The organism is Citrobacter sp. Cpo126 (genome assembly GCF_030332445.1).
Lineage (GTDB): Bacteria > Pseudomonadota > Gammaproteobacteria > Enterobacterales > Enterobacteriaceae > Citrobacter > Citrobacter portucalensis.
Genome location: NZ_JAOWHT010000026.1, coordinates 12,907 through 30,986 on the forward strand (window position 1 = coordinate 12,907; position 18,080 = coordinate 30,986).

Here is an 18,080-nt window from a genome sequence, read left to right on the forward strand (position 1 = left end):
ACCACATGAGTGGTGCATCCGGCAAAGAGGCTTTTACTGCGCGACGCTTTCGCGACGACGCCGCAGGGAAAACGGTCCCGGACCGCTAAGGGTAAATACGGAAATCAGCGTGAAGCTCAGCGCAATAATCCCCAGCACCAGATAAGCTCCCTGGAAACCAATACTCTCATACATTTTCCCGGCCAGAACTGACATGAAAATCATGGCTAACTGTTTGAAGAAACAGAAACACACCAGATAAATCGTGGCCGAGAAACGTACTTCGAACTGGCTGGTGATGTACTTGAAGCAGCCGACGATCAGGAACGGTATCTCAAACATATGCAGCGTTTTGAGAATAACGACCTCCAGTGCAGTGGTGGCGAATGACGAGCCAATAATCCTTACCGACATAATCGTGCCGGCCAGCAGCAGGGCGTTCTTTCCGCCGATTCGGTTCACTATCAGCGGTGCAAAGAACATGATCGAGGCGTTGAGTAATTCTCCCATCGTCGTGACGTAGCCAAACACGCGGGTACCCTGTTCACCGGTGGCAAAGAATGAGGTAAAGAAGTTGGCAAACTGCTGGTCAAACACATCGTAAGTACAGGAAACGCCGACCACATACAGGGAGAGGAACCAAAGTTTCGGCTGTTTAAATAACTCCAGCGCCAGCTTCAGGCTGAATGCCGAGTTATTGGCGCCTACCGCATCCGCGACTTTTGCAGAAGAGGGGGCATCTGTTTTTGAAAATAACAGCAGCAATGCCAGAATGACCGCACAGCCAGAACCTAACCAGAAGACGAATTGGTTATTGATGGTGAACATAATTCCGGCAATCGAGGCGCACAGCGCCCAGCCCACGCAGCCAAACATGCGCGCGCGACCAAATTCAAAGTTGCTTCTGCGGCTGGCTTTTTCAATATAGGCTTCAATCGCTGGGGCACCGGCATTGTAAATAAATCCAAGGTAAATCCCGCCGACAATTGAACCCAGTAAAATATTAACCTGCAATAATGGGCCAAATACGTAAATAAAGAACGGGGCAAACATTACCAGCATGCCGGTAATTACCCACAGCAGATGTTTACGCAGGCCAAGCTTATCGGACAGTAGCCCGAAAATTGGCTGGAACAACAAGGAAAACAGTGAGATACAGGCGAAGATGATGCCGGTATCGCCTTTGCTGATATGGTTTACATCGTGTAACCAGATAGGGAAGAAGGGGAAATACGCACCCATAATAAAAAAGTAAAAGAAGAAGAAAAAGCCGAACATCCAAAAGTTAGTGTTTTTTAAATAATACATAACAGACTTCCTATAAATGCGGGCAGGTATCAACCTGCCCTGCTTATATTATTATTTTTGGCCCCAGACGAACTGGAAGTGGTAGCGTCCGGCGCTCAGCTGGAATTCCGGCGACACGGAAGGACTCCACGAATCATCGCCGCCGACGCCCATATGGAAGCCATCAATATTGAGCCAGGTGCCCGCCTCAGGTTGCAGCAGATGGCGGTGGCTGGTTTCCATCAGTTGCTGCTGGCTAAAGCGGCTGATGTTGAACAGGAAGTCTCCGCGCCACTGGTGCGCACCGTAGTACAGTTCGCGCGTACCGCAGCGCAGACCGTTTTCGCTCGGGAAAACATACGGGGTGTACATCTCATCAAGCGACAGATCCCAGCGATCGAAACAGGCGGCGCCCAGACGGTCCGGGTAGTTCTCATGCGGGCCGAGACCTAACCAGTTCACTCGCTCCGCAACCTGCGCCAGCTGGCAGCTCAGGCCGATGCGGGCCGGATGTGGCGTACTGCTGGCAACGTCGACATCCACCGTTACCTGCATTTCACCATTGCCGTCAATACGGTAGCTTTTTCGGCTGATGAACAGCGTTTCGCCCTGATACTGCCACGCATGTTCGGTGGCGATCAGTACCGCGCTGCTCAGCGTATCGGCAGCACAGTGCAGTAACGTTGCTTCAGCCTGATAGTGACCGGCGGCCTTCCAGCGTTCAACCCAGGCGTTAGGGTCGATGCGGGTTGACTCGCTCACGCCGATGTCGTTGTCCAGCGGCGCGCGGGTGAACTGGTCAATAAGCGGGCTTACCAACTGGGCTTCATCGCTAATCCAGTATTGTGTTAGCAGGCCGGACTGACGATCGAATTGCCAGCGTGTGTTGTTGGCCAGCACGGTAAAATTGCTCTCACTAACATCCAGATGTGGTGCGCTGCTGGCGTGTGATGGACGTACCAGGCTGAGCTTCTCTTCCAGCTTCCACTGTTGCCAGGCGCTGATATGCCCGGCTTCTGACCATGCGGTTGCCTGAGGCTGCTCTACGCGCACCGTCAACCACAGTTCGCCTGCGGTGTCCGGCATCGGAACGTTCGGCAGGGTAATCACCTGGCGGCCCTGTGGGGCGATATCCAGAACGATTTCTCCGGCGGCCAGCGGGTTGCCGTCAAGGGCAATCGACCAGTGCAGAACTTCGTTATCGCTGCGGCGGAACAGATATTCGCTGGTCACTTCAATCTGGCGTTCAGCGCCCGGCAGTAACGTGAACTGGAAAAACTGCTGTTCATGCTTGGCCTCATATAACGCCGGATGTGGAGTGCGATCGGCGAACACCAGCCCGTTCATGCAAAACTGACGATCGTTAGGCGTGTCGCCAAAATCGCCACCGTAGGCTGACCATGCTTTGCCGTTCTCATCATATTTGGTCAGCGACTGATCCACCCAGTCCCAGACAAATCCGCCCTGCAGGCGCGGATACTGACGGAACGCTTGCCAGTATTTGGCGAAGCCGCCAAAGCTGTTGCCCATAGCGTGGGCGTATTCACAAAGGATCAGCGGACGCTGTTCGCCGGGCATCGACAGCCACTTTTTAATCGACCATTTGGGTACTGCGGGGAAGGGCTGATCCTGATCGACGCGGGCGTACATCGGGCAAATAATGTCGGTGGCGGCAGTATCAGCTCCACCGCCCTCGTACTGCACCGGACGTGACGGGTCTTCTGATTTTATCCAGCGGTAGAGCGCGTCGTGATTGACGCCATGGCCGGATTCATTGCCCAGTGACCAGATAATAATGCTCGGGTGGTTGCGATCGCGCTGCACCATGCGCGTGACGCGCTGGCTCATGGCAGGCAACCATGCGGGATCGTCGGTGAGGCGATTCATCGGCACCATGCCGTGGGTTTCAATGTTGGCTTCGTCGACCACATACAGGCCGTAACGATCGCACAGGGTGTACCACAGCGGATGGTTCGGGTAATGGGAACAGCGCACGGCGTTGAAGTTATTCTGCTTCATCAGGATGATGTCTTGCACCATCGTCGCCTCATCTATCACCTGGCCGTTGACCGGATGGTGCTCATGGCGGTTGGTACCGCGAATCAACAGCGGCTTGCCGTTTAACAGCAACAGGCCGTTTTCGATACAAACCTGACGAAAACCAACGTCACAGGCTTCCGCTTCAATCAGTACTCCGCCTGCGGTGTGTAACTGCACAACGGCGCGGTACAGATTGGGCGTTTCGGCACTCCATAGCGCCGGTTTTTCGACGTTCAGACGCAGAGTCACCCGGTCATGATAAGCGCCGCGCTCATCAATGATCTCACTGCCGAGCGGTGAGGTCGTTTCGCGGGTGAGCGTTTCACCTTCCCACAATTGCAGGGTGACGCGTAAATCTTCGCTCTCGTTGCCACCCACTCTGACTTCCGCTTCCAGCGTGGCGCGGCTGAAGTCGTCATTAAAACGGGTATTAATGCGCAGGTCGCGGATTTGCGTAGTGGGCTTATGCAGCAGGGAGACATCGCGAAAAATACCGCTCATGCGCCACATGTCCTGGTCTTCCAGATAGCTGCCGTCGCTCCAGCGCAGCACCATCACAGCCAGACGGTTTTCGCCGCGCAGCAGATAATCGCTAAGATCAAACTCAGACGGCAGACGGCTATCCTGACCGTAGCCGACCCAGCGACCGTTGCACCACAGATGAAACGCGGAATTGACGCCGTCAAAAATAATGCGCGTCTGGCCTTCCTCTAACCACGCGTCTTCAACATTAAATGTGAGCGAGTAACATCCTGTCGGGTTCTGTGCCGGAACGTACGGGGGATTCACCGGGATTGGGTAGGTGACGTTGGTATAAATTGGCGCATCATAACCGGCCATCTGCCAGTTAGAGGGGACGTTGATGATGTCTGCCTGTGGCAGATCGCTTGTCAGCCAGCTTTCTGGGACAGCCTCCGGCGCGGCAAACCAGGCAAATTGCCACTGGCCATTCAGCGAGCGTAACTGACTCGAACGCTGATTGGTACGTGCATCATCCGCTGAGCGCCAGCTACAGAACGGCGGATGTGCTTCCAGCCGGTTGAGCTGCGTGACGCCGGGATTTTCCCAGTCGCGGCGGGCCAGAACAGCGGAGAGTGAATCTGTGTTCAGGTTCATAACGGTATCCTGTTTGAATTTGTTACTCGCTCACAATTTCAATCAAAATACGAACAAGCGCTCCTTGCTGTAAAGGATAGGGCGTTCAATAAGTGAACTGACTCACACAATTGTTATGCGTTCACAATTTGGGGGTGAGCTGAGAAACTTGCCGCGCCAGCTGGATCAGTGAATCAGCCAGCGCCTGGGGAGTGGTGGTTTGCGTATCGGGAGGCAGAACCGTTTTGCGCTTGACCAGGGTGACGGGAAGCAGTTGGTTACCCACGCTGGAGCCGCCACGGGGGAGTTGCAATAGCCTGTCGACGCTGGTTTCACCCAGCAACGGAAAATCCTGCCTGATGGTGGTCAGCGGTGGGATGTAACAGGCGCTGTCTTCGGTGTCATCGTAGCCAATTACCGATATATCCTCTGCAACCCGCAGACCGAACTCGCTGATTGCCCGCATCGCGCCCAGCGCCATTTGATCGTTAGCGACCAGCATGGCGGTAGGGAGGTTACCGTTATTCAGCATGTGCATCGTTTGCTGAAAACCAGACATCGCGCTCCAGTCGCCTTCCAGCTCCACAACGGGTTGTAGCTGGTAATGTGCCAGATACTTGTGCCAGCCCGCATGCCGAAGCCTTGCCGAAACGGAAGTGTGCGGCCCGCTCAGCAGGGCGATCCGTTGATGTCCGTGCTGCACCAGATGTTCAACGCCAAGGCGCGCGCCGTCGTCATGAGAGAAAATCACGCTGTTAATTGGCGTCAGGTCAGAGACATCGAGAAACAGCACCGGCACCGTACCGCAGGCAGCGGCCACGGCAATGGCATCTTCTTCATCCAGCGGATAGTTGATGATAAGCCCGGTTACGCGTTGAGAAAGCAGATTGTGGACCGCGGCTTTACAGGACTCAACGCCGCTGCGCTCGACCATGGCGATCACCACGCTGGCACCGGACTGGTCGGCGCGGGATTTTATGGCAGCAACGATTTGTGAGGGGGCGTGCAGAGCTAGGTTTGCCGTCACAACGCCAATCAGTGGCGTCTGTTTGCCAGCCAGCTGCTGTGCAACGCGGTTAGGAATGTAATTGAGTTCCGCCATCGCGGCCTCAACTTTCTGTCGGGTTTTTGCGGAAACGTGGCTGGCCTGGTTCACGACGCGAGAGACGGTCTGGTAAGAGACACCTGCATGGTCTGCCACATCGTATAGCGTTACCGGTTTCACGTTTATCACCCCTGTCATGACGTTATCTGTGCGCTATGATGCCACAGCGGGACGGTTTTGGGGTATTTGCGCATGAGTTCTGCGAGGCGCATTCCAGGGTTTGAGGATAGCGTGATGAAGGATTTATCGCCGTTATACCTAACAGAAGAAAAAAGTGAGGATATTGTGAGCGATTCTGCGGCAAAAAATATTCTGTCCATCTACCGACGCCATGCGGATGCTTTTGCCAGCCAGCGCTCGCGCACCTTGTTCGAGAAAAGCTGGCTCGATAAATTTATTTCCGTGATGGGCGGGCAGGGCAGCATTGTGGATATTGGCTGCGGCAACGGTCAGCCGATCGCCGGTTATTTTATCCAGCAAGGTTTTCAGCTTACCGGCGTTGATGGTTCCCCGGCGATGCTGGCGCGGGCCCGAAACACTTTTCCCGCACAGCGCTGGCTGGAACAGGATATGCGCGAGTTGGCACTCAATGAGACTTTCGATGGTCTGATCGCCTGGGACAGCTTTTTCCATTTAACTCAGCAGGACCAGCAAAAGATGTTCCCGATTTTTGACCGCCTCAGCCATCCCGGCAGCGCGCTGATGTTTACCAGCGGTACGGACAACGGCATCGCGATGGGGCAATTTGAAGGTGAGCCGCTGTTTCACGCCAGCCTCGCACCGGATGAATACCGCGCACTGCTGTCAGCACACGGTTTTGCGGTGGTCGAGATGGTGATGGAAGATCCGCACTGCACCGGGCACACCATCTGGCTGGCGCAAAAAAGAGGCTAATCGCCGCGAAAGGTTTTACGCCATTCAGCCGGGCTAACGCCAAAGTGGGATTTAAAATGCTGGCGCCAGGTGACGGGCGACTGAAAACCAACCTGTTCTGCGATGCGTTCAACGGGTAACTGGCTGGACTCCAGCAACGTCTGGCTACGGCGCAGGCGCTCGGCAATCAACCATTCGGCCACGCTTGACCCTGTGGCCTTCATAAAATGACGGGTGAGGGTGCGACGGCTCATCATCACCCGTTGCGCCAGCTCGTCAAGATTATGCGGTTCATGGAGATGCTGGCGCAAATAGTCGAGCAGGACGTTGATGCGCTGATCTTTGGTATTTTTCGCCACCGGTTGCTCGATAAACTGTGCCTGGCCGCCCTCGCGATGTGGCGGCACAATCATCCGTCGGGCAATCTGATTCGCCACCGTGCTGCCAAAACGCTGGCGGATGACGTACAGGCAGCAATCCAGCGCAGCGGCGGTGCCTGCCGAGGTAATAATACCGTCGTCATCCACGTACAGCGCGTTGATATCCAGATGAGCTGCCGGAAAGCGGGCCTGAAAATCCTGCTCGAACTCCCAGTGCGTAGCCGCCCGTTTGCCATCCAGCAGACCGGCGTAGCCGAGGACAAACGCACCCAGGCATAACCCAACAATCTGCGCGCCGTTTTGTCGCGCACGATTGAGCGCATCAAGCAGGCTTTGTGGTGGCCGATGTGCCGTGGTACCCCACCAGGGGATCACCACGATGTCGGCGGCCTCCACCGCTTCATAGCCGTAGGCTGCGTTAATGGAGAAGCCATCCTGCGAGGAAACGATACCCGACTGTTCTGCACACAGTTGCACCTCAAAACGCTTTTTCGCCGTCACTTTGTCACTGAAAATAATACACGGCACCGAGAAGTGAAACGGGCTGAAATCTTCCACGGCAACAATGGCGACGTTAAGCGGTTGCATACGAGTCCTCTGTGGAGTTTAAAACGTCAGGGTTTCGCCATCTTCCGGCACGTTAACGAATTGCGCAATCTGGTTGTCGCAGGCGTACTCTTTCAAGGCCGCGCGGGTCAGCAGACAGTGGTTAATCGCCTCCATGTGGGTCGCCACAATTTGTGTTTCGGGCAGCGTGAAGTGGGTTTTTAGCACATCTTCCGCGCCCATGATAATTGGGCCAAACCCGATAACGTGAGCAAAGCCTGCGTTCAGAATGACCACGCCTGGCTGGAAAGTCCGCATGTTGGTTTCCACCTCGTCGCGCCAGATGGTGTCCCCGACCAGATACAGCGTTTTTTCCGCCGGATGCTGGAAGATAACTCCGCAGGCATCACCCAGACGCTCAGCCATTTGTGGGATGGCGTAAGCGCGATCCGAACCGTGCTGGCCGGCGGTTTTACGCAGGGTGATATCACCAAGCGCAGTGTTTTGCGTCAGTACGGTCAGTTGCGTGAAACCTTGTTCCCGCAGTACCTGCGCATCGCGATCGTTTTGCACATAAATCGGTTTGTCTTTCGGCACGACACGAGCCGCGGCTTCATCCCAGTGGTCTTCATGCAGATGGGTCACGATCAGCGCATCAACGTTGAGCAGGGTGTCGATATCGACAGGCAGATCAACGGTCGGGTTGCGGATCTCGGCGCGTGCCGTACCGGCAAAGCCCGGATAAGTGCCTTTTGCCGCCAGCATAGGGTCGATCAGAAAGGTTTTGCCACCAAAAGTGATGTGCTGCGTAGCGTTACGGATTTGCGTGATGTTCATGGTGTTTGCTCCACGTGTTGGGTCAGTGGTGTCATCGTAGAGTGTTGTCCAGAAGATGAATGTGGGCAAATGGGCGACTAGCGATGGGATTGGGCCAACTGCAGATGACAGATATCAATTATGTAATTAAAGTAAATTAATATTTCCTTGGTGGCTCGTTATTTAATAAGCAGCCATTATATCGAACTGAATAAGAATGCTGTTATTTAAATACGGAAAGGTTTATTAAATGCGAAGTGGTGCCGGAAAACATTATTGATATATGTAATGCATAGTGACCAATAAAACAGATCGCGAACCATGAAATAAGAATGCTATCATTCACACCAGACGCGGCAGGCAACTGCTGGCACCCGCATTTACCCCGGAGCAACTGATGAACAACGACATTCCGCTTAAATATTATGATATCGCCGACGAGTACGCGACCGAGGCCGCAAAGCCGGTGAGCAACACAGAACGTGACGCGCTGGCGCACTACTTCCAGCAGCTGATCACTCGTTTGATGAACAACGAAGAGATCAGCGAAGAAGCGCAGCAGGAGATGGCTACCGTGGCAGGTGTCGACGCTCAGCGTATCGATGATATTGCGGAGTTCCTCAATCGTTGGGGTAACGAGTAGCCAAAGACATGGCCTGTGTTTTACACTGCGCGCAAATTGAGTAGGTATACTCTACAAGTAATAGGTTTAATCAGGCGGAAACAGCAATGAACGGAACAATCACAACGTGGTTTAAAGATAAAGGCTTTGGATTTATCAAAGATGAAAACGGCGACAACCGCTATTTTCATGTGATTAAGGTTGCTAATCCTGAGCTGATCAAGAAAGACGCGGCGGTGACTTTTGAGCCCACCACCAATAACAAAGGCTTGTCTGCCTACGCGGTAAAAGTCATACCAGACAGCAAGTACATCTATATCGCAGGCGAGCGTCTGAAGCTCACCTCGATCAAGTCATTCCTGGTCTACAGCGAAGAAGTCCCTGTAGAGACCCGTATCGACAAAGAAAATGCTGTGCTGTCTGTCGGCGTGCTGATGAACAGCATCCGACCGAAATCAGACGTCAAGCCTGGTGAAATGCGCACGCTGAAAAAGCTGGCCATCACTACCTTCCAGGGCACGACGCTGATCTTCTCGGAAGATGAAATTGACATCGACGCGACGGTGAAACTGCTTAAAGTCTGAAACCCTTCAGACTGAATAAAAACCGGAACGCTGCTCTTTTCAGGAGCGGGTTTCGGTTTTTTTTTGATATGTGTAATTTACGTGATTCAGGTATGTAGTGATAAAATTAGTAGGTAGCAATCCGTTTCTGAATAGGTATATATTATCCGTATTAAATAAATATGATCGCCAACTATTTGCAGATTAGTAGCGCGGTTAACTAATAGTGATTCACCGGTATAACTAATGGGGTAATATAAGTGATTTTTAAAAAAATATGGAAAGCTATATCTTCTGAATATATACCATCGGCCATTTGCTTTTTTCTCCTTGCAAAAATGGATTATGAAATAATATCTATCTGGCCACAGAATGAATCGGTTGATGACAGAATTAAACTTTCTTTACTATTCATTCATTTGGTGATGATTTTAGTGATGTTTACTCCGATAATTAATCGGTTTTTGTCACGAGTAGACAATGAGAAACTTGAAAAGTTTATAGCTCTTCCGCAGAAAGATAAAAACATCACATACATCGATTATTATGATTTTCTGAGCGGGCTTGCTTTATCAGCATTTTACTTATCTATCCTTATTTTTACAATGAAGAGTATTTACGAAGAAGCAGGATGGATAATTTCTGGTATTTATATATTTACAATGTTTGTGTCTTCTATTTCTATTGCTGCATTGTCATTGCTTAGATTTATCTGGTTATTTACAAAGTTTAATAATTATATATATTGGTTTATTGTTTTACTTGCGAGCAGTATGTGTATGGCAGTTATTGGTGCCGCGATGAAAATGGCCTCGTAAAAATGCGCTTAATATCTGGAACAGTGATGATTCCGTTTTGTAATCCGTGGGATGCATTGTTGCAAAGCTTAAAGCCTCTTTTGAAGAGGCTTTAAGCCCTCAGCGACCAGGGAAGTAAAAGACTGTCTTTCCTGGTGTTGAGCATTCTGCCAAAAACATAATTAACAGTATTCCAACTACTTTCTTCATTATCACGAGACTGCCGGATTTACCACGTCATCCATCAGTATGTAACGTGCTTCCTGGCGCGTGTATTGATCGATTAATGGTACAAGTCGCTGGAAATGCTCGCTGGCACAATGTTCATCGAGAGCCGCGTGGTTTGGCCATTCTTCGATAAAAATAAAATGCCCCGGATCTTTTTCATCAATATACAGGTCGTAAGCAATGCAGTGCGGTTCTTTCTTCGTTGCCGCTATTAGCTCACGATACAACGGGAGAACAGTTTCAATATACTCAGGTTTGATGAAATCCTCAGCAATGACCTTTAACATGCAGCCTCCTGGCAGAAAACGAATGCACACTATGTAATGAAGATATTTTTTGGGCAAGAGGTCACAGAGTTTTATCGGCCGGTTAGTGAGTTATGCCAGCTATCAATCAGATAATCCGCATAACTGTGATCCATCTCACCTCCCGGCAACCAAAATCTCCTGCGATTCGACGCCGTCCTCTATCTGTTTCGCCACCTTTTGTAAGGCCGGAAGATGCTTTTCCGCGGCCTGTTCGATGGTCATGGCGCTGGCCATATACACCAAATTCAGGCAGCCGATCACCCGCTGTTCGCTGCGGATGGGGACGGCGATAGAAGCGATTTTCTCCTCCTGATCCCAACCGCGAAAGTTCTGCCCAAAACCGTCTTTTCGCGCGCGGGTCAAAATGGCATTGAGCTTCAGCGGCTCGCGCGCAAGCTGGAACTCTTCTCCCGATCGGGAGGCAAGCATTTCAATCAGTTCCTGCCGTTCATTCTCCGGGCAAAATGCCAGCCAGGTAAGGCCGGATGCGGTTTTCAGCAGTGGCAAACGACGCCCTACCATCGCCCGGTGAAACGACAGACGGCTGAAACGGTGGGTGGTTTCACGTACCACCATCGCGTCCACATCCAGCGTGGAAACGTCGGTCGGCCAGATGACCTCGCGCAGCAAATCTCCCAGCAGCGGGGCGGCGAGTGCAGAAATCCACTGCTCGTCACGAAACCCCTCGCTGAGCTGGCGGACTTTAATGGTTAAGCGAAAGCTGTCATCGGACAGGCTGCGCCGGACGTAACCCTCATCCTGCAGGGTTTCCAGCAGCCGTCTGACCGTGGTGCGATGCAGGCCGCTTAACTCAGCAAGCAAGCCAACACTGGCCCCACCATCGAGCCGGTTTAACATATTTAATAACATTAATCCGCGCGTTAATCCGCGTACGGTTTTGTACTCAGTGCTCTCGTCATTTTTCATATTCATTGACAAATCTACAGGTAAAACAACGTTGTGCACTTAGTGCACATCCTGGCATGTTTTGATTGTAGCGCAAAAACTCGCTTCTATACTGACCGCACAACAAAAAATTATTCACATATTTTTAACAAAACAAATTGCGCCTCACCAGGGTCCGCAATTGCGTTTTGTCCGAGTCGTGAGGTTCTGAAATGACAACAAAAAACCCGGATATCCAACCCGCTGTGCAGCATACCGCGCAGGTGGCGATTGCCGGTGCTGGTCCGGTAGGGCTGATGATGGCCAACTATCTTGGGCAGATGGGCATTGAGGTGTTGGTAGTGGAGAAGCTCGACACGCTGATCGACTATCCTCGCGCCATCGGCATTGATGATGAAGCGCTGCGCACTATGCAGTCTGTGGGGCTGGTCGAGAACGTTTTGCCGCACACCACGCCGTGGCACGCGATGCGCTTTCTTACCCCGAAAGGCCGCTGTTTTGCTGATATCCAGCCGATGACCGACGAATTTGGCTGGTCGCGCCGCAATGCTTTTATTCAGCCGCAGGTGGACGCGGTGATGTTGGAAGGGTTGTCGCGTTTTCCCAACGTGCGCTGCCTGTTCTCCCGCGAACTGGAGGCCTTCAGCCAACAAAACGGCGAAGTGACGCTAAATCTGAAAGCGCCAGACGGTCAACGTGAAACGGTGAAGGCTCAGTGGCTGGTGGCCTGCGACGGCGGCGGCAGCAACGTCAGACGTTCTCTGAACGTGCCGTTTGAAGGTAAAACCGCGCCGAATCAGTGGATTGTGGTGGATATCGCCAACGATCCGCTCAGCACGCCGCATGTGTATTTGTGCTGCGATCCGGTGCGCCCGTATGTCTCTGCCGCGCTGCCGCACGCGGTGCGCCGTTTTGAGTTTATGGTTATGCCGGGGGAAACCGAAGCGCAGCTTAGCGAGCCGCAGAATATGCGCCAGTTACTGAGCAAAGTGCTGCCGAACCCGGACAACGTCGAGCTGATCCGCCAGCGCGTGTATACCCATAATGCTCGTCTGGCCGAACGTTTTCGTATTGACCGCGTGCTGCTGGCGGGCGATGCGGCGCACATTATGCCGGTCTGGCAGGGGCAGGGATACAACAGCGGCATGCGCGATGCTTTCAACCTGGCATGGAAACTGGCGCTGGTGATTAACGGTAAAGCCGACGATGCGCTGTTGGATACCTACCAGCAGGAACGCCGCGACCACGCCAAAGCGATGATCGACCTCTCCGTGACCGCTGGCAACGTACTTGCGCCGCCCAAACGCTGGCACGGCGCGGTACGCGATGGGGTTTCCTGGCTGTTGAACTATATTCCGCCGGTCAAACGTTACTTCCTTGAAATGCGGTTTAAGCCGATGCCGCAGTACCACGCCGGGGCGCTGGTGCGTGAAGGCGACGCGAAAACTTCACCGGTCGGCAAGATGTTTATCCAGCCGAAGGTGACGCTGGAATCGGGCGAAGTGACGTTGCTCGACAACGTCATCGGACCGAATTTCGCGGTGATTGGCTGGGGCTGTAACCCACTATGGGGCATGAGCGAGGCGCAGATCCAACAATGGCAGGCGCTGGGGACGCGTTTTATCCAGGTCGTGCCGGATACGCAGATACATACCGATCAGGATAACCACGACGGCGTTACCCGCATAGGCGATACGCAAAACCGCCTGCGCGCGTGGTTTGCCCAGCACAACGCCGCGCTGGTAGTCATGCGCCCGGACCGCTTCGTGGCCGCCATCGCCATTCCGCAAACCCTGGGCAGCACCCTGAATAAACTGGCGTCGGTGATGACGCTCACTCGCGCTACTGCCGACATTCCTGTTGAAAAGGTTGCCTGATATGCACGCTTATCTTCACTGTCTTTCCCACTCGCCGCTGGTGGGCTATGTCGACCCGGCACAGGCTGTGCTCGACGAGGTTAACGGCGTGATCGCCAGCGCTCGGGCACGTATTGCGGCGTTCGAACCTGAACTGGTCGTGCTGTTTGCCCCCGATCACTACAACGGATTTTTCTACGACGTGATGCCGCCGTTCTGTTTAGGCGTTGGCGCTACGGCGATCGGCGATTTTGGTAGCGCGGCGGGGGAATTACCGGTGCCGACAGATCTGGCTGAAGCCTGCGCCCACGCGGTAATGAAAAGCGGTATCGATCTCGCCGTGTCCTACAACATGCAGGTCGATCATGGCTTCGCGCAGCCGCTGGAGTTTTTGCTCGGCGGCCTGGATAAGGTGCCGGTGCTGCCAGTGTTTATTAACGGCGTCGCCACGCCGCTGCCGGGCTTTCAGCGTACCCGCATGCTCGGTGAAGCGATTGGCCGTTTCGCCAGCTCGCTGAATAAGCGCGTGCTGTTTTTAGGCTCCGGCGGGCTATCGCACCAGCCGCCGGTACCGGAGCTGGCGAAGGCTGATGCCCATATGCGTGACCGCCTGCTCGGCAGCGGCAAACAGTTACCTGAAAACGAGCGCGAGCTGCGTCAGCAGCGGGTGATCAGCGCCGCCGAGAAGTTTGTGGTCGATCAAAACACGCTACACCCGCTTAACCCCGTCTGGGATAACCGTTTTATGACCCTGCTTGAGCAGGGGCGTTTGCAGGAGCTGGACGCGGTCAGTAACGAAGAGCTGTCCGCGATGGCGGGCAAATCAACGCACGAAGTTAAAACCTGGGTTGCCGCCTTTGCCGCCATTTCTGCCTTTGGCAACTGGCGCAGCGAAGGCCGTTATTACCGCCCGATCCCGGAGTGGATCGCCGGATTCGGCTCCCTGAGCGCCACTACGCAGAACTAAAACAGAACTGAATATGCAGGAGAACATCATGACTTACCAACCGCAAACCGAAGCCGCTACCAGTCGTTTTCTGGAGGTGCAGGAAGCAGGCGAAACCCTACGCGTGCATTTCAATGACTGTGGGCAGGGCGAAGAGACCGTCGTGCTGCTGCACGGATCCGGTCCTGGCGCGACGGGCTGGGCAAACTTCAGCCGCAATATCGATCCGCTGGTACAGGCCGGATACCGGGTGATCCTGTTGGATTGTCCTGGCTGGGGTAAAAGCGATGGGATCGTTAACCGCGGTTCGCGATCCGATCTCAACGCCCGCATCCTGAAAAGCGTGGTCGATCAGTTGGATATTCAAAAAGTCCACCTGCTGGGTAACTCGATGGGCGGTCACAGCGCTGTGGCGTTTACCCTGAGCTGGCCGGAGCGCGTGGGCAAACTGGTGCTAATGGGCGGCGGAACGGGCGGCATGAGCCTGTTTACCCCGATGCCGACCGAAGGTATCAAGCGCCTGAATCAGCTGTATCGCGAGCCGACCATCGAGAATCTGAAGCTGATGATGGAGATCTTTGTCTTCGACACCAGCGACCTGACCGAGGCGTTGTTTGAGGCACGCCTGAATAACATGCTGTCGCGTCGCGATCACCTGGAAAACTTTGTCCAGAGCCTGGAGGCCAACCCGAAACAGTTCCCGGATTTCAGCCCGCGTCTGGGTGAAATCAAAGCTCAGACTCTGATTGTCTGGGGACGCAATGACCGCTTTGTACCGATGGATGCCGGTCTGCGCCTGCTCTCCGGAATTGCCGGTTCTGAGCTGCATATCTACCGCGACTGCGGGCACTGGGCGCAGTGGGAACATGCGGATGCCTTTAACCAACTGGTGCTGAACTTCCTCGCACGCCCTTAAGGAACGGACATGACGAATCGTAATCTTGAGCAGCTAGCCGCCGATTTACGTCAGGCTGAAGAAAAAGGGGAAGCCATCGCCCCGCTGCGTGAATTGATTGGTGTGGATAACGCCGAAGCGGCCTACGCCATTCAGCGCATCAACGTACAGTACGACGTGGCGCGCGGGCGTCGCGTGGTCGGGCGCAAAGTGGGGCTGACGCACCCGAAAGTGCAGCAGCAGCTGGGTGTCGATCAACCGGACTTCGGTACGCTGTTTGCTGATATGTGTTATGGCGATAACGAAACCATCCCGTTTTCCCGTGTGCTGCAACCGCGTATTGAAGCCGAAATTGCGCTGGTGCTGAACCGCGATCTGCCCAATACCGACACCACTTTTGACGAGCTTTACAACGCCATAGAGTGGGTACTTCCCGCGCTGGAAGTGGTCGGCAGCCGTATCCGCGACTGGTCGATCAAATTTGTTGATACCGTGGCGGATAACGCCTCCTGTGGCGTGTATGTGGTCGGCGGTCCGGCACAGCGTCCGGCAGGATTAGATCTGAAAAACTGCGCGATGAAAATGACGCGCAACAACGAAGAGGTCTCCAGCGGGCGCGGCAGCGAATGCCTGGGACATCCGATCAACGCCGCCGTCTGGCTGGCGCGCAAAATGGCCAGCCTCGGCGAGCCGCTGCGTGCCGGAGACATTATTCTCACCGGAGCGTTAGGCCCGATGGCGGCGGTGAATGCGGGCGATTGTTTTGAAGCCCATATCGACGGTATTGGTTCAGTCGCCGCCACCTTTTCAGCGGCGGTTACAAAAGGAAGTCAGTCATGAGTAAGCGTAAAGTCGCCATTATCGGCTCCGGCAACATCGGTACCGATTTGATGATAAAAATTCTGCGTCACGGCGTGCATCTGGAAATGGCGGTGATGGTCGGTATCGATCCAGAATCTGATGGCCTGGCGCGTGCCCGACGCATGGGCGTTTCCACCACCCATGAAGGGGTGACAGGGCTTATCGCCATGCCGGAATTCGCTGATATCGACATTGTGTTTGACGCCACCAGCGCAGGCGCGCATGTGAAGAACGACGCTGCGCTACGTGCCGTTAAACCAGGCATCCGCCTGATCGACCTGACGCCCGCGGCAATCGGTCCTTACTGCGTGCCGGTGGTGAATCTGGCAGCCAACGTTGATCAGCAGAACGTCAATATGGTGACATGCGGCGGACAGGCAACCATCCCAATGGTGGCGGCAGTTTCTCGCGTGGCAAAAGTCCATTACGCCGAGATTATCGCCTCGATCGCCAGTAAATCGGCGGGGCCGGGTACCCGCGCCAATATCGACGAGTTTACCGAAACTACCTCGAAGGCGATTGAAGTGGTCGGCGGCGCGGCAAAAGGCAAAGCCATTATTGTCCTTAACCCGGCCGAGCCGCCGCTGATGATGCGTGACACGGTGTATGTGCTGAGCGAAGCGGCCTCTGAGGTTGAAGTTGAAGCGTCGATTAATGAGATGGCGGCGGCGGTGCAGGCCTACGTGCCGGGCTATCGCCTGAAACAGCGTGTCCAGTTTGAAGTCATCCCGGAGGATAAACCGGTGAATCTGCCGGGTATCGGCCAGTTCTCTGGGCTGAAAACCGCGGTGTATCTGGAAGTGGAAGGCGCGGCGCACTATTTACCAGCCTACGCGGGCAACCTCGACATTATGACCTCCAGCGCGCTGGCGACCGCTGAGAAGATGGCGCAGTCCCTCGCTCGTCAGGCAGGAGAAGCAGCATGAACGGTAAAAAAATCTATATCTCTGACGTGACCCTGCGCGACGGTATGCACGCCATTCGGCATCAATATTCGCTGGGGAATGTGCGCCAGATAGCCAAAGCGCTGGACGACGCACGGGTTGATTCTATTGAAGTGGCCCACGGCGACGGTTTACAAGGTTCCAGCTTTAACTACGGCTTTGGTGCGCACAGCGACCTGGAGTGGATTGAAGCGGCGGCGGACGTGGTGAAGCATGCCAAAATTGCCACGCTGTTGCTGCCGGGTATCGGCACTATTCATGACCTGAAAAATGCATATCAGGCCGGCGCACGGGTAGTGCGCGTGGCGACCCACTGCACTGAAGCGGATGTGTCGGCCCAGCATATTCAGTATGCGCGTGAGCTTGGCATGGATACCGTCGGCTTTCTGATGATGAGCCATATGACCACACCGGAGAACCTGGCACAGCAGGCGAAGCTGATGGAAAACTACGGCGCGACCTGTATTTATGTAGTCGATTCCGGCGGCGCAATGAACATGAGCGATATTCGCGCCCGCTTCCGCGCACTGAAAGCGGTGCTGAAGCCGGAAACAGAAACCGGAATGCATGCGCATCACAACCTGAGTCTTGGGGTGGCGAACTCCATTGCCGCGGTAGAAGAGGGGTGTGACCGTATCGACGCCAGCCTGGCCGGGATGGGCGCAGGCGCGGGCAACGCGCCATTGGAGGTATTTATCGCCGCTGCGGATAAGCTTGGTTGGCAGCACGGCACCGATCTCTACGCACTGATGGACGCCGCCGACGATTTAGTGCGCCCACTACAAGACCGCCCGGTGCGGGTGGATCGTGAAACGCTGGCGCTGGGCTATGCCGGGGTGTACTCCAGCTTCCTGCGTCATTGCGAAGTGGCGGCAGCACGTTATGACCTGAGCGCAGTAGATATTCTGGTGGAACTGGGCAAACGTCGGATGGTGGGTGGCCAGGAAGATATGATCGTCGACGTAGCGCTGGACCTGCGCAACCGCAAATAAAAATGATTACGCGGCTGGCAACGTATCAGCCGCGATTCACC

General features: G+C 54.3%; 17 protein-coding genes. 10 read left to right on the forward strand and 7 right to left on the reverse strand.

Annotated elements, in window-relative coordinates; all coding sequences use genetic code 11:
* Window positions 1-33: 33 nt before the first annotated feature.
* The 3 genes from OGY17_RS04225 to OGY17_RS04235 form a co-directional block, all read right to left on the reverse strand.
* Entirely contained in the window at window positions 34-1,287 is a 1,254-nt protein-coding gene (locus tag OGY17_RS04225; protein ID WP_032942480.1) for an MFS transporter, read from the reverse strand.
* A 51-nt stretch (window positions 1,288-1,338) separates the two neighbouring features.
* Window positions 1,339-4,422 carry a beta-galactosidase gene (locus tag OGY17_RS04230; RefSeq protein ID WP_286606469.1) on the reverse strand — a complete coding sequence of 1,028 codons (3,084 nt, stop codon included), beginning with the start codon at window positions 4,420-4,422 and terminating at the stop codon, window positions 1,339-1,341.
* A gap of 121 nt (window positions 4,423-4,543) precedes the next feature.
* Window positions 4,544-5,626, reverse strand: a complete 1,083-nt coding sequence (locus tag OGY17_RS04235) for a LacI family DNA-binding transcriptional regulator (RefSeq protein ID WP_286606471.1) — start codon at window positions 5,624-5,626, stop codon at window positions 4,544-4,546.
* A 114-nt stretch (window positions 5,627-5,740) separates the two neighbouring features.
* Between OGY17_RS04235 and OGY17_RS04240 the strand changes: the two genes are divergently transcribed.
* Complete coding sequence (locus tag OGY17_RS04240; RefSeq protein WP_502872488.1) at window positions 5,741-6,400, forward strand: class I SAM-dependent DNA methyltransferase; 660 nt, start codon at window positions 5,741-5,743, stop codon at window positions 6,398-6,400.
* Here the strand turns inward: OGY17_RS04240 and OGY17_RS04245 are convergent.
* Together OGY17_RS04245 and OGY17_RS04250 are read right to left on the reverse strand one after the other, a co-directional pair.
* Window positions 6,397-7,347 (reverse strand): GlxA family transcriptional regulator, encoded by a 951-nt coding sequence (locus OGY17_RS04245; protein ID WP_286606473.1) that lies wholly within the window; start codon window positions 7,345-7,347, stop codon window positions 6,397-6,399. The genes OGY17_RS04240 and OGY17_RS04245 overlap by 4 nt on opposite strands.
* An 18-nt stretch (window positions 7,348-7,365) precedes the next feature.
* The gene (locus tag OGY17_RS04250) at window positions 7,366-8,142 is read right to left on the reverse strand and encodes an MBL fold metallo-hydrolase (RefSeq protein ID WP_234096087.1); all 777 of its coding nucleotides are present in this window, start codon (window positions 8,140-8,142) and stop codon (window positions 7,366-7,368) included.
* Between the two features lie 376 nt (window positions 8,143-8,518).
* On the opposite strand from OGY17_RS04250, the gene OGY17_RS04255 reads away from it, so the two are divergent.
* The 3 genes from OGY17_RS04255 to OGY17_RS04265 all read left to right on the forward strand — a co-directional run bounded on the left by OGY17_RS04255 (window position 8,519) and on the right by OGY17_RS04265 (window position 10,124).
* Window positions 8,519-8,764, forward strand: a complete 246-nt coding sequence (locus OGY17_RS04255) for a YmjA family protein (protein WP_286606477.1) — start codon at window positions 8,519-8,521, stop codon at window positions 8,762-8,764.
* 86 nt (window positions 8,765-8,850) lie between these two features.
* A complete protein-coding gene (locus OGY17_RS04260) occupies window positions 8,851-9,327 on the forward strand; it encodes a cold-shock protein (protein ID WP_003830914.1) in 477 nt (158 codons plus the stop codon).
* Window positions 9,328-9,566: 239 nt separating this feature from the next.
* Window positions 9,567-10,124, forward strand: a complete 558-nt coding sequence (locus OGY17_RS04265) for a hypothetical protein (RefSeq protein ID WP_286606479.1) — start codon at window positions 9,567-9,569, stop codon at window positions 10,122-10,124.
* 191 nt (window positions 10,125-10,315) lie between these two features.
* Here OGY17_RS04265 and OGY17_RS04270 read toward each other — a convergent pair whose 3' ends face one another.
* Together OGY17_RS04270 and OGY17_RS04275 are read right to left on the reverse strand one after the other, a co-directional pair.
* A complete protein-coding gene (locus tag OGY17_RS04270; RefSeq protein WP_008783873.1) occupies window positions 10,316-10,618 on the reverse strand; it encodes a putative quinol monooxygenase in 303 nt (100 codons plus the stop codon).
* 135 nt (window positions 10,619-10,753) lie between these two features.
* Entirely contained in the window at window positions 10,754-11,566 is an 813-nt protein-coding gene (locus tag OGY17_RS04275) for a DNA-binding transcriptional regulator (protein ID WP_048226474.1), read from the reverse strand.
* A gap of 191 nt (window positions 11,567-11,757) precedes the next feature.
* Between OGY17_RS04275 and OGY17_RS04280 the strand changes: the two genes are divergently transcribed.
* The 6 genes from OGY17_RS04280 to mhpE are packed head-to-tail and all read left to right on the forward strand — an operon-like array spanning window position 11,758 to window position 18,039.
* Window positions 11,758-13,422, forward strand: coding sequence for a bifunctional 3-(3-hydroxy-phenyl)propionate/3-hydroxycinnamic acid hydroxylase (locus OGY17_RS04280; RefSeq protein WP_057067123.1), 1,665 nt, complete (start codon window positions 11,758-11,760; stop codon window positions 13,420-13,422).
* A 1-nt stretch (window position 13,423) separates the two neighbouring features.
* A complete protein-coding gene (gene mhpB, locus OGY17_RS04285) occupies window positions 13,424-14,368 on the forward strand; it encodes a 2,3-dihydroxyphenylpropionate/2,3-dihydroxicinnamic acid 1,2-dioxygenase (RefSeq protein ID WP_048236000.1) in 945 nt (314 codons plus the stop codon).
* 28 nt (window positions 14,369-14,396) lie between these two features.
* Window positions 14,397-15,263 (forward strand): 2-hydroxy-6-oxonona-2,4-dienedioate hydrolase, encoded by an 867-nt coding sequence (gene mhpC, locus OGY17_RS04290; protein ID WP_079935123.1) that lies wholly within the window; start codon window positions 14,397-14,399, stop codon window positions 15,261-15,263.
* 9 nt (window positions 15,264-15,272) lie between these two features.
* Window positions 15,273-16,082, forward strand: a complete 810-nt coding sequence (gene mhpD, locus OGY17_RS04295; RefSeq protein WP_048235999.1) for a 2-keto-4-pentenoate hydratase — start codon at window positions 15,273-15,275, stop codon at window positions 16,080-16,082.
* Window positions 16,079-17,029, forward strand: coding sequence for an acetaldehyde dehydrogenase (gene mhpF / locus OGY17_RS04300; protein ID WP_048235998.1), 951 nt, complete (start codon window positions 16,079-16,081; stop codon window positions 17,027-17,029). Before mhpD ends, mhpF begins: the two co-directional genes overlap by 4 nt.
* Window positions 17,026-18,039 carry a 4-hydroxy-2-oxovalerate aldolase gene (mhpE, locus tag OGY17_RS04305; RefSeq protein WP_137377069.1) on the forward strand — a complete coding sequence of 338 codons (1,014 nt, stop codon included), beginning with the start codon at window positions 17,026-17,028 and terminating at the stop codon, window positions 18,037-18,039. The genes mhpF and mhpE overlap by 4 nt, the downstream gene beginning before the upstream one ends.
* Window positions 18,040-18,080 lie beyond the last annotated feature (41 nt).